Below are 15,954 nucleotides of genomic sequence, written 5' to 3' on the forward strand. Positions count from 1 at the left end.
GTGGAGGGCGGGTGGAGCGGACACGGCTGAGGGGCCGGATGCGCACGGCGGGGACTCCAACACTCGGATGGGCACAACAGGGCAGGCCACGGCGTCAGTTGGCGAACTGACAGAGTGGCCACAGAAAACGGAGAGATCTTGCCTGTTGTAAACAAAGAGTGAATAGAGCAAAGGAGCGATCTTGAGTCGCGCTTGACCATTCCTTGCTGAACCTGTCCGATTCGCTTCGCGAGCCCCTTTGCTCCTTTCGGAAACCTTTGCGACTTCCTTGACGCGAGCGGATCAAGTCCTCAAAGACAGTGCCGCATCCACACATTGGGCTCGACGTAGACGGCGTACCCCCGCTCCGGTTCACACCGCACCGGCACCAGCGCGCCCGGCACCTCGACGTCGCCCCGGGTGTCGAAGGGCAGGCCGGTCCAGCCGCGCCACTCCTCCAGGGAGGCGGCGACGGTCATGGAGGCCGGGGCGACGCGTTCGACGGTGGCGCCGGCGCGGGCGTGGACGCGCAGCCACGGGTCGTGCGGGAGGCCGTCCTCCCGTACCCGACGGGCGTACTCCTCGATCGGGGTGTGGGGTTCGAGGTGCTTGGCGCTCGGGCGGACCGGGGCGACGACCTCGGTGAAGCCATGGGCGCGGGCTGTGTCGCGCATCGCCTCCAGCATGCGGCCGGAGAGGCCGAGGCCCTGGGCGTCCGGGCGGACCACGATCGAGATCGCGCTCACGGTGTCGGGGCGTACGCCGCGGCGCAGGTCGGCGAAGGCCCAGACGAGGACCTGGTCCCAGCCGCGGTCGGGCAGTTCGCCGCGGCCCTCGGTGTGCAGCCGGAAGGGCACGCTGTAGGCGTGGGCGAGGATCTCGCCGCGCTCGTCCTCGGCGAAGAGGACGTACTCCGGGAGCTCGGTGGGGATGCGGCCGTAGTGGGAGTTGCCGACGGGGTCCTCGGTGGTGAAGGTCGCCCAGCTGTCGGGCATGTCGAGCACCGCCCCCAGCATCTCCGGGCGGGCGGCGAGACTCGAGACCTTCAGCTCCATGGGGATCACGGTAGGCGCGCGTCCCACCCCCGGAAACCGCTTTTCCCGCCGCCGACGCCAAGATGACAGCCACCGGCTCCACCGCGCCCCCGCGCCTGCGCCCCCGTGTCCGCCGTCAGCCGGCGTGGAACCGTGCCGGCGCCTCCGTCGGGTTCCCGCCGCTGGGGAGCTTCTGCCCCGGGCAGGTGTTCAGCACCTTCTCCATCGCGGCCTTCTCCGCCGCGGTCACCCACAGCTGGTACTTCTTCTTCACGGCGACCTGGCGGGCGACGTACGTACAGCGGAAGGCCTTGTTGGGCGGCACCCAGGTGGCCGTGTCGCCGTCGCCCTTCGAACGGTTCGTACTCGCGTCGACGGCTATGAGATTGAGCGGATCGTTGGCGAGGGCTATGCGCTTGCTCGCGTCCCAGTACTTGGCGCCCTTCTGCCAGGCGTCCGAGAGCGCGACGACGTGGTCGATGTCGACGAGACTGCGCCCGCGCCGGTAGGTGACCTCCTTGCCGGAGTAGGGGTCCGACTCCAGTACGCCGTACGACACCTTGCACGTGCCGCCGGTGAACTTCACGTCCTCCAGGTCCCGTTTCAGTATGTCGTCACGGGTGTCGCAGGAGTTGGAGTCGGTGTCGGCCCAGGCGGTGCCGAACCGGTCGCGCGCGTATCCCGTCTTCGGCGCGCGCCCCTTCACGGTCAGCGCCTCGGCCGCCGTGAGCGCGGCCCCGCCGCCCCCGGTCTCCTCCGGCCCGCCGGACCCGGTCTTCGTCTCCGCCTTGCACCCGGCCACGGCGAACACCAACACGACGGCGACCGCGGCCCCGCCCCTCAGACGCACCACGATGCGTCCCTCCCCTTGCTTCCCGGTCCGCCCCCGCAGGGTGCGCCTTCCCTTGTACGACGCCGCGCACACCGTAGCGGCAGGGCGCACGGGGTCACTCAGCAGGTCCGGCTGCGGCCACCTCCGGTGGGCATTCCACCCATATCGGTCGTATCGTCGTTGCTGAGTCACCTCCGGAAGGAGCTCTGGATGGGCATCTTCGACAGGTTCAAGAGCAACCGCCAGATGCAGGACAAGGCCAAGGACATGTCCGACATGGCGGAGAAGAAGGCCAACGAGAGGACGGGCAACAAGTACGAGGGCCAGGTCGACCAGGCTCAGCAGAAGATCGAGGACCAACTCGGCATGGACCGCGAACGTCCCGACCAGCCCTAGCGCCAGGCCCTTCGAAGGCTCTCCCTCTGAACTGCCTTCAGCGCTGAGGCCGTCCGCGAAGATCCCTCTCCGGCGGACGGCTTCGGGCTGCCGGGATCGGCAGCGGGTTCCGCGCGAGCCACTCCTGGAACTCGCGATGGCGGAACTGGTAGGCGATGCCGGAGGTGCGCAGCAGACCGGCGGAGACGGACCAGTCCAGGAACCGGGCCAGGCGCATGGGGAGTTCGGGGGTGGTCAGGAGGAAGAGGGCGTACTCCGCCCATTCGCAGCCGACGCCGAGGGCCAGGAACGCCATCGTGAAGGCGAAGGCCAAGGAGGCGTCGACCGGCTGCCAGACGACGGGTATCAGGAAGACGGCACTGCCGATCCCGGCGACCCAGAAGACACCCCCGCGCGCCCACCCCGACGGTCCGATGGCGGCCACGTCGATCCACTGGACCGCCAGGCTGACCGCCATGGCGAGGACCAGCGGTGCGAGCGGCAGCGCTTCCCGCCACCCGCCCCATCCGTCGAGCGGTGGCGAACACACCATGACGGCATACACGATCACCACGGCGACGAACCTGAGCAACGACCAACGCCTGCGGCCACGTGCCGTGAACGCCAGCCTCACACCCACCCGCCACAGCGAACTGCCGAGCCGTGGCGTGTAGTAGACGACCGCGAGACGTTGCCTCAGACGCTCGGACAGCACCAGCAGGGGCGAGATCACCGCCATGGCGGTGATCATGACCTGATTGAAGACGGTCGATCCCGCAACGGCCAGGCCCCAGACCGTCACCGCGCCGAGCCCGGTGACCAGCCCGGCCAGCAGGTTCCTGGGCCGGCGCCCGCCCAGTTTTCCGCTCAGCTCCCGCAGCCGGAGATCCGCCTGCGCCCCGCCGCCGGCCTCCAGCGCCCGTGCGAGCAGGGCCAGCCGCCGGTGCGCCCGGTCGGCCCCGCATCCTCCGGGCAGACCGGCCGCCTGCCGTACCGCCGCCGGTATGTACCGGCGCAGCAGCAGATCCGCCGCCTCCGTCGCGGTCGTCGCGGTCAGCAACTCCCCCGGGTCGCCTTCCCGTTCGTAGACGGTCGCCACCAGGGTCAACCGCCAGGGCGTGGACAGCGTCCGGCTGACCACCCCGTCCGGTGCGGCGTGCAGCTCGTCCAGGAGCGGTCGCCAGACGGCCGGTCTTCGGGCGGCACCCCGCTGTTCGAGGAAGCGCACGGCCTGACCGGGGGTCACCGGATCGATCTCGATGCGGGCCGCGTCGAGGATGTGTTCGGCGTCCGCCTCCAGGTCGTCGTACTGGCGGGTGCGGCAGGTCAGCACCAAGGGTGCCGGCTCCGTGCCGTCCTGGTAGCGGGCCAGTGCGTCGAGCGCGACCCGTGCGCGTGACTCGTCCGCGGGGGTGTCCGCCGCGTCCATCTCGTCCAGTCCGTCGAGTACGGGAAGCACCATCCGGGCGGCGACGAGGCGTCGGGCGGACCGGCTCGGCAGCCCGTAGTCGCGCTCCAGGTGGCGGGCGATCCAGCGGTCCACCGGCTCTTCCTCGTCCCAGTCGGCCAGTGCCATCAGGACCGGTACCGGTTCGCGCTCCGTGCGTGTGCGGTTCAGCTCCATGACGAGCTTCCAGGCCAGGACCGTCTTGCCCGCGCCCGGCTCGCCGGTGATCACCAGCCTGCGCGGACGCAGGGCGCGATAGTCCTCCACCACCCGTTCGAGCTGCCCCGCCGGCGTGGGCGGGAGAGTCGCGGCACGCGCGTTGGCGTACGGACGGAAGGCGAACGTCACGTCGATGGCCGTCAGGTCGCCGCCGAGGCTGAGCATCCACTGGGGCTCGCCGACCGACCGCACCTCCCGCACCAGCCGCGCGACCGCCGCGGTCTCGTCCTCGTACGCGCCGGGCCGGGCCCACAGCGCGGCAACCGCGGCCAGCACGAGCGCGGGCAGTCCCACGGCCATGGAGACCAGCCCGCTGCGGTCGGAGACACCCAGCGGGCCGTGCTCCCCGGCCAGCGCGTACGCCAGCGCCCCCGCGACCAGCGCGCAGGTCGCCCCCGCCCATGCGAGCCGGTGCCCGCCTCCCCCGACAGCCATGAACACATGGTGCCGGAGGCCGCGGGATCACGACCCCAGAATCGACGTCAGGAACTCCCCCACCCAGCCCAGCAGTTCCCGTCCGACCAGCGGCTTGCCGCCCACCTTCGCCGTCTTCGGCCGCGGCACCAGCACCTGGTGCACCGCCGGCTTGATGACCGTGCCCGGGTACAGACGCTTGAGGCGGAGTTCCTGGGATTCGCGCAACTCCACTGGCGCGAAGCGGATGTTGTTGCCCTGGAGGACGATCTCGCCGACCCCGCACGCGCGGGCCAGCATGCGCAGGCCCGCCACCAGCAGCAGGTTCTCCACCGGTTCGGGCAACTTGCCGTAGCGGTCGACGAGTTCCTCGCGTACCGCCTTGATGTCCTCCTCCGTGTTGGCGGAGGCGATGGCCCGGTAGGCCTGCAGGCGCAGGCGCTCGCCGGGGGCGTAGTCGTGCGGGACGTGCGCGTCGACCGGGAGCTCGATCTTGACCTCCAGGGGCGGCTCCTCCTCCACGCCGCCCTCCAGGGACGCGCGGTAGTCCGCGACCGCCTCGCCGACCATGCGGACGTACAGGTCGAAGCCGACGCCCGCGATGTGGCCGGACTGTTCGCCGCCGAGGAGGTTGCCCGCGCCGCGGATCTCCAGGTCCTTCATCGCCACGTACATGCCCGCGCCCATCTCCGTGTGCTGGGCGATCGTCGCGAGGCGCTCGTGGGCCGTTTCCGTGAGCGGCTTCTCCGGGGGGTACAGGAAGTACGCGTAGCCGCGCTCGCGGCCACGCCCCACCCGGCCGCGCAGCTGGTGGAGTTGGGACAGGCCGAAGTTGTCGCCCCGCTCGACGATGAGCGTGTTGGCGTTGGAGATGTCGATGCCCGATTCCACGATCGTCGTCGAGACGAGGACGTCGTACTTCTTCTCCCAGAAGTCGACGACCACTTGCTCCAGCGTCGACTCCGACATCTGGCCGTGGGCCGTCGCGATCCTCGCCTCGGGGACGATCTCGCGCAGGCGGGAGGCGGCTCGGTCGATCGACTCGACGCGGTTGTGGATGTAGAAGACCTGGCCCTCGCGCAGGAGTTCACGGCGGATGGCCGCGCCGATCTGCTTCTCCTCGTACGGGCCGACGAAGGTCAGCACCGGGTGGCGTTCCTCGGGCGGGGTGGTGATCGTCGACATCTCCCGGATGCCGGTCACGGCCATTTCGAGCGTGCGCGGGATCGGGGTCGCGGACATCGTCAGTACGTCGACGTTCGCGCGCAGCTTCTTCAGCTGCTCCTTGTGCTCGACGCCGAAGCGCTGCTCCTCGTCGACGATGACCAGGCCCAGGTCCTTGAACTTCGTCTCCGAGGAGAACAGACGGTGGGTGCCGATGACGACGTCCACCGAGCCCTCGCGCAGGCCCTCCAGGACCGCCTTCGCCTCGGTGTCCGTCTGGAAGCGCGACAACGCCCGTACGTTGACCGGGAATTGCGAGTAGCGCTCGCTGAACGTGCCGAAGTGCTGCTGCACCAGCAACGTCGTCGGTACGAGGACCGCCACCTGCTTGCCGTCCTGGACCGCCTTGAAGGCGGCGCGCACCGCGATCTCCGTCTTGCCATAGCCGACGTCGCCGCAGATCAGGCGGTCCATGGGGACGGTCTTCTCCATGTCCTCCTTGACCTCGGCGATGGTGGTCAGCTGGTCGGGGGTCTCCGCGTACGGGAACGCGTCCTCCAGCTCGCGCTGCCAGGGGGTGTCCGGGCCGAAGGAGTGGCCGGGGGCCGCCATGCGCGCGCTGTAGAGCTTGATGAGGTCCGCCGCGATCTCCTTGACGGCCTTCTTCGCGCGTGCCTTGGTCTTCGTCCAGTCGGCGCCGCCGAGGCGGTGGAGGGTCGGGGCCTCGCCGCCGACGTATTTGGTGATCTGCTCCAGCTGGTCGGTGGGGATGTACAGGCGGTCCCCGGGCTGGCCGCGCTTGGCGGGCGCGTACTCGACGACCAGGTACTCGCGCGTCGCGCCCTGCACGGTCCGCTGCACCATCTCGATGTACCGGCCCACGCCGTGCTGCTCGTGGACGATGTAGTCGCCCGCCTCCAGGGTCAGCGGGTCGATGGTCTTGCGGCGCCGGGCCGGCATCCGGGCGCCGTCCTTGCCGGCCGCCTTCTGGCCGGAGAGGTCGGTCTCGGTCAGCACCGCCAGCTTCAGCGTCGTATCGACGAAGCCGTAGTCGATCGAGCCGCACGCCACGTGCACGACGGACGGGGAGATCTCGCCGAGTTCGGCGTCGAGGCGGGCCGCGATGCCCTCGCCGCCGAGGACCTCGACCGTGCGGGCGGCCGGGCCGTGGCCCTCGGTGACGAACACCGTGCGCCAGCCGTCGGCGAGCCAGCCCTTGGTGTCGGCGAGGGCCTTGGCGGTGTCGCCGCGGTAGGTCTCGGGGGCGTGCATGCCGAGCTTGAGGGTGTCCGCGTCAAGGTCCTCGTCGGCGGCGAAGGGCGAGACCGACCACCACATCATGTCCAGCTCGCGGGCCCGGTCCCGGACGTCCGCGATGGACCACAGGGAGGCCGCGCCGACGTCGATGGGCGCCTCGCCGCCGCCCGCCGTCGCCGCCCAGGAGGCCTGCAGGAACTCCTGCGAGGTCGCCACGAGATCGGCCGCACGCGTGCGTACCCGCTCCGGATCGCATACGACGGCCATGGCGCCCTTGGGCAGTACGTCGAGCAGCAGCTCCATGTCGTCGACCAGGACCGGGGCGAGGGACTCCATGCCCTCGACCGCGATGCCCTCGGCGATCTTGCCGAGCAGCTCGCCGAGCTCGGGGTGCTGTTCGGCGAGGGTACGCGCGCGCGTACGGACGTCCTCCGTCAGCAGGAGTTCCCGGCAGGGGGGCGCCCACAGGCCGTGCTCGGCGACCTCCAGGGACCGCTGGTCGGCGACCTTGAAGTAGCGGATCTCCTCGACGTCGTCGCCCCAGAACTCGACGCGGAGGGGGTGCTCCTCGGTGGGCGGGAAGACGTCCAGGATCCCGCCTCGTACGGCGAACTCGCCGCGCTTCTCGACGAGTTCCACGCGCGCGTACGCGGCGGCGCCCAGGGCGTCGACGATGGCGTTGAGGTCGGCGGTCTGCCCGGTCCTCAGCGCCACCGGCTCCAGGTCGCCGAGGCCCTTGACCTGCGGTTGCAGCACGGAGCGCACGGGGGCGACGACGACGGAGACCGGGCCGGTCTCGGGGTCGTCGGGAGTCGGGTGGGCGAGGCGGCGCAGGACGGCGAGCCGGCGGCCCACGGTGTCGCTGCGGGGGCTCAGCCGCTCGTGCGGGAGCGTCTCCCAGGAGGGGTACTCGACGACGCCGTCCGGCGGGAGCAGCGACCTGAGGGCGGCGGCCAGGTCCTCCGCCTCGCGTCCGGTCGCCGTCACCGCCAGCACCGTGCGGCCCGTCTCCCGGGCCAGCGCGGCGACCGCGAAGGGGCGGGCCGCGGGCGGGCCGACCAGGTCGACGTGCATACGGTGACCGTCCGTGGCCGCCGTGACGGCTTCCGCGAGGGCGGTGTCCTTGACGACGGCGTCGAGCAGACCGTGCAGGCTCATTCGGGGCGGCTTTCGTCCGGGGGCGGCAGGGGGTGGGCAACACGAAGCGCCCGGCGCGCGCTGCGGACCGGGGGTACCTCCAGCGTACGACGACGCCCGCCCGGGTGCCGGGGGCTGTGGACAACGCAGGGTGCGGGGTGGACACCGGACCGCCGAAAACGGCCCGGCGCCGACGAGTCCCCCAAGACTCCCCGGCGCCGGGCCCTCCCCCGCAACCCCCGTGTGCGGTGGCCGTACCCCCTGGTCCCCTACTCGGTCGCGATCGCGTTCAGCACGTTCATCCGGCCCGCCCGGAACGCCGGGATCAGTGCCGCGAACAGCCCCACGAACGCCGACCCGATGAACACCGCGGTGATCGTGCCCCACGGGATCTCCAGGACCTTCAGGCCCTCCAGGGCGAGCAGCTTCTGGGCCGTCGCGCCCCAGCCCATGCCCAGGCCGAGGCCCAGCAGGGCGCCGAAGAGGGCGATGACCACGGACTCCATGCGGATCATGCGGCGCAGCTGCCGGCGCGAGAGGCCGATCGCCCGCATCAGGCCGATCTCACGGGTCCGCTCGACCACCGAGAGCGCCAGGGTGTTGACCACGCCCAGGATCGCCACCACGATCGCCAGCGCGAGGAGGCCGTAGATCATGTTCAGCAGCTGGCCGATCTGGTCCTTCAGCGCCTGCTTGTAGTCGGTCTGGTCGCGCACCTTGTACTGCGGGTAGTCGTGCATGGACGACTTCAGGGCCTTGTACGCGGCATCCGTCTGCCCGTCCTTGGCCGTCGCGAAGACCAGCTGGTCGAGCGGCATCCTGTCGGCCGGCACGTACTTCGCCAGCGTGGCGATCGAGATGTACATCGAACCCGCGTCGATCAGCCCGTCGTTGCTGGTGATGGCCCGGACCGTGAGGTTCGCGGTGGAACCGTCCCTGAACGCGATCCTGATCTTCGAGCCGAGGTGGACGTCGTGCGCCTTGGCGAACTTCTCGTGGACCGACATCGAGTCCGGCAGGTAGGCGTCCTTGAGGTTCCCGGCGACGGTCTTGACCCGCAGGTCGGTGGCGTACGTCGGGTCGGCCGCCGTGACGTCGGTGTCCTTCAGCGTCTTGCCGTCGGGCGTCGTCCAGTCACCCTTGGTCGTCTTGTACTCGGTGACCCGGGACAGCCCCGGCGTCGACTTCACGGCCTTGACGGCCTGCGGGGTGATCATCTGCCCGCTGTCCGACTGGATGATGAAGTCCGTGCCGACGGTCTTGTCCAGCTGGTCCGTCGCCGAGGCGACCATGGAGGAGCCGACCACCGAGAGGCAAGCGACCAGCGCGAGGCCGATCATCAGGGCGGCGCCGGTGGCGCCGGTGCGGCGCGGGTTGCGCAGCGCGTTGCGCTCGGCCATGCGGCCGACGGGGCCGAACATCCGCAGCAGTACGGCGCCCAGGACCCGGACGACACCGGCCGCGAGCAGCGGGCCGATCACCACGAACCCGATGAGCGACAGTACGACGCCCAGGCCCAGCCACAGCGAGCCGTCGGCGGCCTTGCTGACGCCCGCGGCGAGGTAGAGGCAGTAGCCGCCGGCGCCGGTCAGCACCAGGCCGAGCAGGGCCCGGATGCGGCCCGCCTTCGCGTCGGCCGGGGCCCCGGCGTCGCGCAGCGCGGCCATCGGGGAGACCTTGCCGGCCCGGCGGGCGGGCAGGTAGGCGGCGAGGACGGTGACGACGACACCGAGCAGGAGACCGACGACCGGGGTGGTCCAGGCGACGGTCAGGTCGGCGGTGGACAGGTGCATGCCCATGGAGCTCATGAGCTTCATCAGGCCGACCGCGAGGCCGACGCCGGCGCCGACACCCAGCACCGAGCCGAAGAAGCCGAGCAGCAGCGCCTCGACCAGCACCGACCGGTTGACCTGCTTGCGGGACGAACCGATGGCCCGCATCAGGCCGATCTCGCGGGTCCGCTGGGCGACCAGCATCGAGAAGGTGTTGATGATCAGGAAGATGCCGACGAGGAAGGCGATCCCGGCGAAGCCGAGCATCGCGTACTTCATGACGTTCATGAAGGACTCGACGTCCTTCTGGTTGGCGTCGGCGGTCTCCTTGGCCGTCTGCACCTTGTAGGCGCCGCCCGTCGAGGCGATCACGTTCTTCTTGAGCTGGGCGTCGGTCGTCCCGGCGGCGGCCGTGACGTTGACGTTCGTGTACACACCCGTCTCGCCGACCAGCGTCTGCTGTGCCGTCTTGGTGTCGAGGTAGAAGATCGCCGCGCCGGGGTTGGTGACCTGGAAGTCGGCGATGCCGGAGATCCGCGCCTTGTGCGTGCCGACCGCGCTGATCACCGCGAGCTCGTCACCGAGCTTGAGGTGGTGCTTGTCGACCGTGTCGGCGTCCACCATCACCTGGTCGGGGCCCCTGGGCGCCGTACCGGAGGTGATCTTCATGGTGCGGGCGTCGTTGCCGTTCCAGCTGCCGACGATGGTCGGGGCGCCGCTGGAGGGCGACAGGTTGTCCTTCTTGGCGTCGACGACGGTCACGGAGGTCGAGAAGACGGTCCCCTCCGCCGACTTCACGCCCTGTGCCGCGCGCGCCTTGGCGACCACGGAGGCCGGCATGACCGGCGGCTTGCCGTTGTCGGAGGTGGTCTCGCCGGTGTCGGTGGCGCTCTTGGCGCTGACCGTCACGTCCGAGGAGGTGGCCGCGAACAGCTTGTCGAAGGTGGTGTTCATGGTGTCGGTGAAGACGAGCGTCCCGCAGACGAACGCCACCGACAGGAGCACGGCTATGGCCGAGAGCGCCATGCGCCCCTTGTGCGCGAAGAAGTTGCGCATCGAGGTCTTCAGGACGGTCATGACGTACGCCCCCGGGCGTCGAAGTCCTTCATGCGGTCCAGGACGGCGTCCGCGGTCGGCTTGAACATCTCGTCGACGATCCGGCCGTCGGCGAGGTACAGCACTCGGTCCGCGTACGAGGCGGCCACCGGGTCGTGCGTGACCATCACGATGGTCTGGCCGAGCTCGTCGACCGAGCGCCGCAGGAAGCCGAGCACCTCGGCACCCGCGCGTGAGTCGAGGTTTCCGGTCGGCTCGTCGCCGAAGATGATCTCGGGGCGGGCGGCCAGGGCACGGGCCACGGCGACGCGCTGCTGCTGACCGCCGGAGAGCTGGGTGGGCCGGTGCTTGAGCCGGTCGGAGAGCCCCACCGTGTCCACGACCCGCGCCAGCCACTGCTTGTCCGGCTTGCGGCCCGCGATGTCCATGGGCAGCGTGATGTTCTCGATCGCGTTCAGCGTCGGCAGCAGGTTGAACGCCTGGAAGATGAAACCGATCCGGTCCCGGCGCAGCTGCGTGAGCTTCTTGTCCTTGAGCCCGGTGATCTCGGTGTCGTCCAGGTAGATCTGACCGGAGGTCACGGTGTCGAGGCCGGCGAGGCAGTGCATCAGGGTGGACTTGCCGGAGCCCGAGGGGCCCATGATCGCGGTGAACTGCCCGCGGGCGATGTCCACGTCGACGTGGTCGAGGGCGACGACACGGGTCTCCCCGGACCCGTACGCCTTGACGACCTGCCGCGCCCGCGCGGCTACGGCCGTACGCCCTCCAGTGCCCCCGTGCCTGGGAATGGTCACGGCCGAAGTCATGGTATTTCTCCTATGTCGGTCAAGAAGTGAGTCGCTCGAACTGGTACGTCGATGAGTCTGGTGCCGCGAAGGGGTCCGGCGCGCTGGTGCTCGGCACCCTCTTCTACGGGGGAAAACCCCACCCCCGCCGGTTCGGTGAACCACCCGTCGATGGTTCTCCGACCACCCCCCGGCGGCGTAAAGCCAGGTTAAGGACGCCCCCGTCCCCGTCTCGTCCTCCGGCGGGACGAACCCGTCCCGGGCCTTGGTACGGAGGAACCCCTAGGGGCACTCCACCGCCGGGTGGAGCCGATCCAGGGGTTCGGTCCACCCATCGGTCCAGTCAGCTTTCACCCTGCCGCGACGTGAGGGTCAAGTGGGAAGCTGTTCGGCGGCAGATAGATGCAAGGGGAAGGAATCCTGTGGACCAGGGGGATACGGAGATACAGGCGTCGGTCGCCGACAGGCGCACGCAGGGCACCCGCAGACGCGGCGCCGTCGTCGCCGCCCTGATGCTCGCGATGGCGCTGTCCGCACTGGACGCCACCATCGTCGCCACCGCCGTACCGCAGATCGTCGGCGACCTCGGCGGCTTCTCGGTCTTCTCCTGGCTCTTCTCCGGCTACCTGCTCGCCGTGACGGTGACGCTCCCGGTGTACGGCAAGCTGTCCGACACCTTCGGCCGCAAGCCGGTCCTCGTCGCGGGCGCCGTCGTGTTCCTGCTGGGCTCGCTGCTGTGCGCGGCCGCGTGGAACATGGGGGCGCTGATCGCGTTCCGGATCGTGCAGGGCCTGGGCGGCGGCGCGCTGCAGGGCACGGTCCAGACGCTGGCCGCGGACCTCTACCCGCTCAAGGAACGCCCCAAGATCCAGGCCAAGTTGTCCACGGTGTGGGCGGTGTCGGCGGTGGCCGGGCCGGGGTTCGGCGGGGTGCTGGCCGCGTACGCCGGCTGGCGGTGGATCTTCCTCGTCAACCTGCCGATCGGCGCGGCGGCGCTCTGGCTGATAGTGCGTCATCTGCACGAGCCGGAGCGCGCGCCGCGCACGCCCCCGCGTGTGGACTGGGCGGGGGCGCTCGCGGTCTTCGCGTGCGGGGGCGTGCTGCTGACGGCGCTCGTGCAGGGCGGGGTTGCGTGGCCGTGGTTGTCCGCGCCGTCGTGCGCGCTGTTCACCACCGGGCTCGCGCTGGTGGCGCTCGTGGTGTGGGTGGAGCGCCGGGCGGCCGAGCCGATCATCCCCGGCTGGGTGTGGCGCCGCCGTACGATCGCGGCCGTCAACCTCGCGCTGGGCGCGCTCGGGCTGCTGATGGTGGCGCCGTCGGTGTTCCTGCCGACGTACGCGCAGTCGGTGCTCGGGCTCGGCCCCGCGGCCGCCGGTCTGGTGCTGTCCGTGTGGACGCTGACCTGGTCGTCCTCGGCGGCGCTCAGCCAGCACGTGTACGGGCGCATCGGCTTCCGCGACACCGCGCTGATCGGCATCGGGGCGGGCGCGCTGATCCTGCTGGCGTTCCCGTTGCTGCCGTATCCCGGATCCTGGTGGCAGCCGATGCTGCTGATGCTGGCGCTGGGCGCGGTGCTGGGGCTGTTCCAACTGCCGCTGCTCATCGGGGTGCAGTCGTCGGTGGGCTGGGCGGAGCGCGGTACGACCACGGCGTCGGTGCTCTTCTGCCGCCAGGCCGGCCAGACGATCGGGGCGTCGGTCTTCGGCGCCGTCGCCAACGGCGTGCTGTCCTCGCGGCTGGGCGGCGCGAGCGACCTCGACTCGGTGACGCGGGGCCTGGGCACGGGGGCCGTCCCGGAGGCGACGCGGCGGGCGATCGCGGACGCGGTGCACGCGGTGTACGTGGGCGCGGCCTGTGCGGCGGCGCTGGCCTTCCTGGTGCTGCTGGTGCTGGCGCCGCGCCGCTTCCCGGTGCTGAAGGAAGAGTGACCGGACCGAAGGAAGCGTGGCCGGCGCTTCCCGTATCCACCCCAACCGGACGGCCAAAAGTCTGAGTTAACGGGGGTAACACCGCAGGTCAGCGAAGTAAGCGCATACCGACCGATCAGTTTGGCGAAAAGCTCGCGCACCTGGTGACCGACGAGTAACGTGCGTGGCTCCGCACGCCCCCCACCTCCCTGCGGTCCCCGCCAGGACCCGAGCCACGCAAGGAGTACCGGGATGTCCTACGACCCGTCCGCGTCGTACCCGTACCGATATCCACAGCAGCAACCGCAGCATCCACAGCACGAGACGACCTACCCCTGGCAGCATCCACAGCACGAGACGACCTACCCCTGGCAGCCTCCGCTCGACCCGCCCGAACCACCGGCGCCCCGGCGCCGTCCGCCGCGCGCCCCGCTCGGCCACCACAGCGATCTGCGGATCCTGCGCAGCGCCTACCGCTGGCAGCGGCGCACCGCCTCGCTCACCGCGCTCGGCTACTTCACGCTCTTCCTCCTCCTGTCGGCCTTCGCGCCGGCGTTCATGACGAGCACGGTCACCGACGGCCTGCCCACCGGCCTGCTCCTGGCGGTCCTCCAGATCCCCGTCACCTGGCTGGCGATCGTCCTGTACGAGCACACCGCGCGCCGTTACGTCGACCCGATCGCCGACCGCATCCGCAAGCAGTCCGAGCTCGACGCCAAGCGGGAGGCGACCCGATGACCAACGGCTTCAGCGGCAACGCGCAGGCCATGTCCCTCGTCGCGTTCTCCGCGATCGCCACGATCACGCTGCTGCTGTGCGTGATGACGGGCCCCGACCGCGACGACCTCGACGAGTTCTACACGGGCTACGGCTCGCTCTCCCCCATGCGCAACGGCCTCGCGATCGCGGGCGACTACATCTCGGCGGCGAGCGTGCTCGGCACGGGCGGCGTCATCGCGCTCTGCGGTTACGACGGCATCGTGCTGGCGCTGAGCACCACGCTCTCCCTCCTGCTGCTGATGTTCCTGCTGGCCGAACCCCTGCGCAACGCGGGCCGGTTCACGATGGGCGACGCGCTCGCACGGCGCATGCCGGGGCGCGCGGTGCGGATGACGGCGTGCGCGGTGACCATCGCCGCGCTGCTGCCGCTGATGCTGGTCCAACTCGCCGGTACCGGGCAGCTGCTGGCCTTCATCCTCGGCTTCTCCGGCGACTCCCTGAAGACCGGCTGCATCATCGGGCTCGGCGCGCTGATGATCAGTTACGCGGCGATCGGCGGCATGAAGGGCACGGCGCTGATCCAGATGCTGAAGATGGTGATGCTGCTCGGGTCGGGCGCGGTGGTCGCCGTACTGATCCTGCGGCGCTTCGACTGGGACCCGGGTGCGCTGTTCAGCGCGGCCGCCGCGCAGAGCGGGGTCGGCTCCGCCTTCCTCCACTCGGGCGTGGAGTTCGCGGGCAGCTCCAACCCCCGTCTGGACATGATCGCTTCGCAGCTCACGGTCGTCATCGGCGGCGCCTGTCTCCCGCACGTCACGATGCGCATGTACACGGCGTCCAACGCCCGTCAGGTACGCCGGTCGATGTCCTGGGCGGTGTCCTCGGTCGGGGTCTTCGTCGTCATCATGACGGTGGTCGGCTTCGGTGCGACGGCTCTGATCGGCCGCGCGGTGATCGCCCAGGCGGACCCGCAGGGCAACACGGCGTACCTGCTGGGCTCGCGCGCGGCGTTCGGCCCCGACGTCTCGACAGGCGAAACCTTCCTCTTCACCACGGTCACGACGGCGATCTTCCTCACCCTCCTCGCCTCGGTCGCCGGCATGATCCTCGCCTGCGCCAACTCCCTGGCCCACGACGTGTTCGCGGCCCGCGTCCGGGAGATGTCGGCGCGGCGGGAGATGACGCTGGCCCGTCTCTCGGCCCTGGCGGTCGGCATCCCGGCGATCCTCCTGGCGACCCTGGTCCAGCACCGCAGCCTGCAGCCCCTGGTGACCCTGTCCTTCTGCCTGGGCGCCTCAGCCATCGCCCCCGCGCTCATCTACAGCCTCTTCTGGCGCCGCTACACCCGAACGGGCCTCCTGTGCACCCTGATCGGCGGCACCCTGACGGTCCTCCTCCTCATGCCAGGCACCAACCTGGTCTCCGGCTCCCCCATCGCAGCCTTCCCCGACGCCGACTTCAACTGGTTCCCGTTCACGACGACGGGCCTGGTCTCCATCCCCCTGGGCTTCCTGTTCGGGTGGCTGGGCACGGTGGTGTCGGGGCGCCGGGTGTCGGAGGAACAGCGGCATCAGTACGAGGCGGTGGAGGGGTGGATATTGGCGGGGGCGGTGCGGAGGGGGACGTAAGCGGGGGGGCGCCCGATGCGGGGCGCAGCCCTACGGGGGCTGGCGGCACGGTGCACGCGTGCAGCCTGCGGGCGGCTGTGCGTGCCGCCCTACCCACGCGCCCTGCGCACGCAGCCTGCGGGCAGTCGTACCGCTGGGGCGGCACGGGTGGGCGCAGGTGGCACCCCGCCAGCGCGGGTGAGCGTGCCCGCCCCCGGCGCCGGCGTCAGCCGGGGGCGTGCAGCGAAC

General features: G+C 70.6%; 10 protein-coding genes. 4 read left to right on the forward strand and 6 right to left on the reverse strand.

Annotation, left to right across the window (positions count from 1 at the left end; all coding sequences use genetic code 11):
• Positions 1 to 290 precede the first annotated feature (290 nt).
• Together ABZ848_RS02485 and ABZ848_RS02490 are read right to left on the reverse strand one after the other, a co-directional pair.
• Entirely contained in the window at positions 291 to 1,034 is a 744-nt protein-coding gene (locus ABZ848_RS02485; protein WP_360823955.1) for a GNAT family N-acetyltransferase, read from the reverse strand.
• Between the two features lie 115 nt (positions 1,035 to 1,149).
• Positions 1,150 to 1,866 carry an HNH endonuclease family protein gene (locus ABZ848_RS02490; RefSeq protein ID WP_360823958.1) on the reverse strand — a complete coding sequence of 239 codons (717 nt, stop codon included), beginning with the start codon at positions 1,864 to 1,866 and terminating at the stop codon, positions 1,150 to 1,152.
• Positions 1,867 to 2,055: 189 nt separating this feature from the next.
• On the opposite strand from ABZ848_RS02490, the gene ABZ848_RS02495 reads away from it, so the two are divergent.
• Entirely contained in the window at positions 2,056 to 2,241 is a 186-nt protein-coding gene (locus ABZ848_RS02495; protein ID WP_360823961.1) for an antitoxin, read from the forward strand.
• Positions 2,242 to 2,278: 37 nt separating this feature from the next.
• Here ABZ848_RS02495 and ABZ848_RS02500 read toward each other — a convergent pair whose 3' ends face one another.
• The 4 genes from ABZ848_RS02500 to ABZ848_RS02515 form a co-directional block, all read right to left on the reverse strand.
• Complete coding sequence (locus tag ABZ848_RS02500; RefSeq protein WP_360823964.1) at positions 2,279 to 4,321, reverse strand: NACHT domain-containing protein; 2,043 nt, start codon at positions 4,319 to 4,321, stop codon at positions 2,279 to 2,281.
• Between the two features lie 27 nt (positions 4,322 to 4,348).
• Positions 4,349 to 7,879 (reverse strand): transcription-repair coupling factor, encoded by a 3,531-nt coding sequence (gene mfd / locus ABZ848_RS02505; protein WP_360823966.1) that lies wholly within the window; start codon positions 7,877 to 7,879, stop codon positions 4,349 to 4,351.
• A gap of 248 nt (positions 7,880 to 8,127) precedes the next feature.
• The gene (locus ABZ848_RS02510) at positions 8,128 to 10,707 is read right to left on the reverse strand and encodes an FtsX-like permease family protein (RefSeq protein ID WP_360823969.1); all 2,580 of its coding nucleotides are present in this window, start codon (positions 10,705 to 10,707) and stop codon (positions 8,128 to 8,130) included.
• Positions 10,704 to 11,492 (reverse strand): ABC transporter ATP-binding protein, encoded by a 789-nt coding sequence (locus ABZ848_RS02515; protein ID WP_360823972.1) that lies wholly within the window; start codon positions 11,490 to 11,492, stop codon positions 10,704 to 10,706. The genes ABZ848_RS02510 and ABZ848_RS02515 overlap by 4 nt, the downstream gene beginning before the upstream one ends.
• 422 nt (positions 11,493 to 11,914) lie before the next feature.
• Here ABZ848_RS02515 and ABZ848_RS02520 point away from each other — a divergent pair, with 422 nt between their 5' ends.
• The 3 genes from ABZ848_RS02520 (at position 11,915) to ABZ848_RS02530 (ending at position 15,726) form a co-directional block, all read left to right on the forward strand.
• A complete protein-coding gene (locus ABZ848_RS02520) occupies positions 11,915 to 13,399 on the forward strand; it encodes an MFS transporter (RefSeq protein WP_360824333.1) in 1,485 nt (494 codons plus the stop codon).
• Between the two features lie 231 nt (positions 13,400 to 13,630).
• Positions 13,631 to 14,116, forward strand: coding sequence for a DUF485 domain-containing protein (locus ABZ848_RS02525; protein WP_360823975.1), 486 nt, complete (start codon positions 13,631 to 13,633; stop codon positions 14,114 to 14,116).
• The gene (locus ABZ848_RS02530; protein ID WP_360823977.1) at positions 14,113 to 15,726 is read left to right on the forward strand and encodes a cation acetate symporter; all 1,614 of its coding nucleotides are present in this window, start codon (positions 14,113 to 14,115) and stop codon (positions 15,724 to 15,726) included. Before ABZ848_RS02525 ends, ABZ848_RS02530 begins: the two co-directional genes overlap by 4 nt.
• The last annotated feature ends 228 nt before the right edge of the window (positions 15,727 to 15,954 follow it).

The organism is Streptomyces sp. NPDC047081 (assembly GCF_040643775.1).
Taxonomy (GTDB): Bacteria; Actinomycetota; Actinomycetes; order Streptomycetales; family Streptomycetaceae; genus Streptomyces.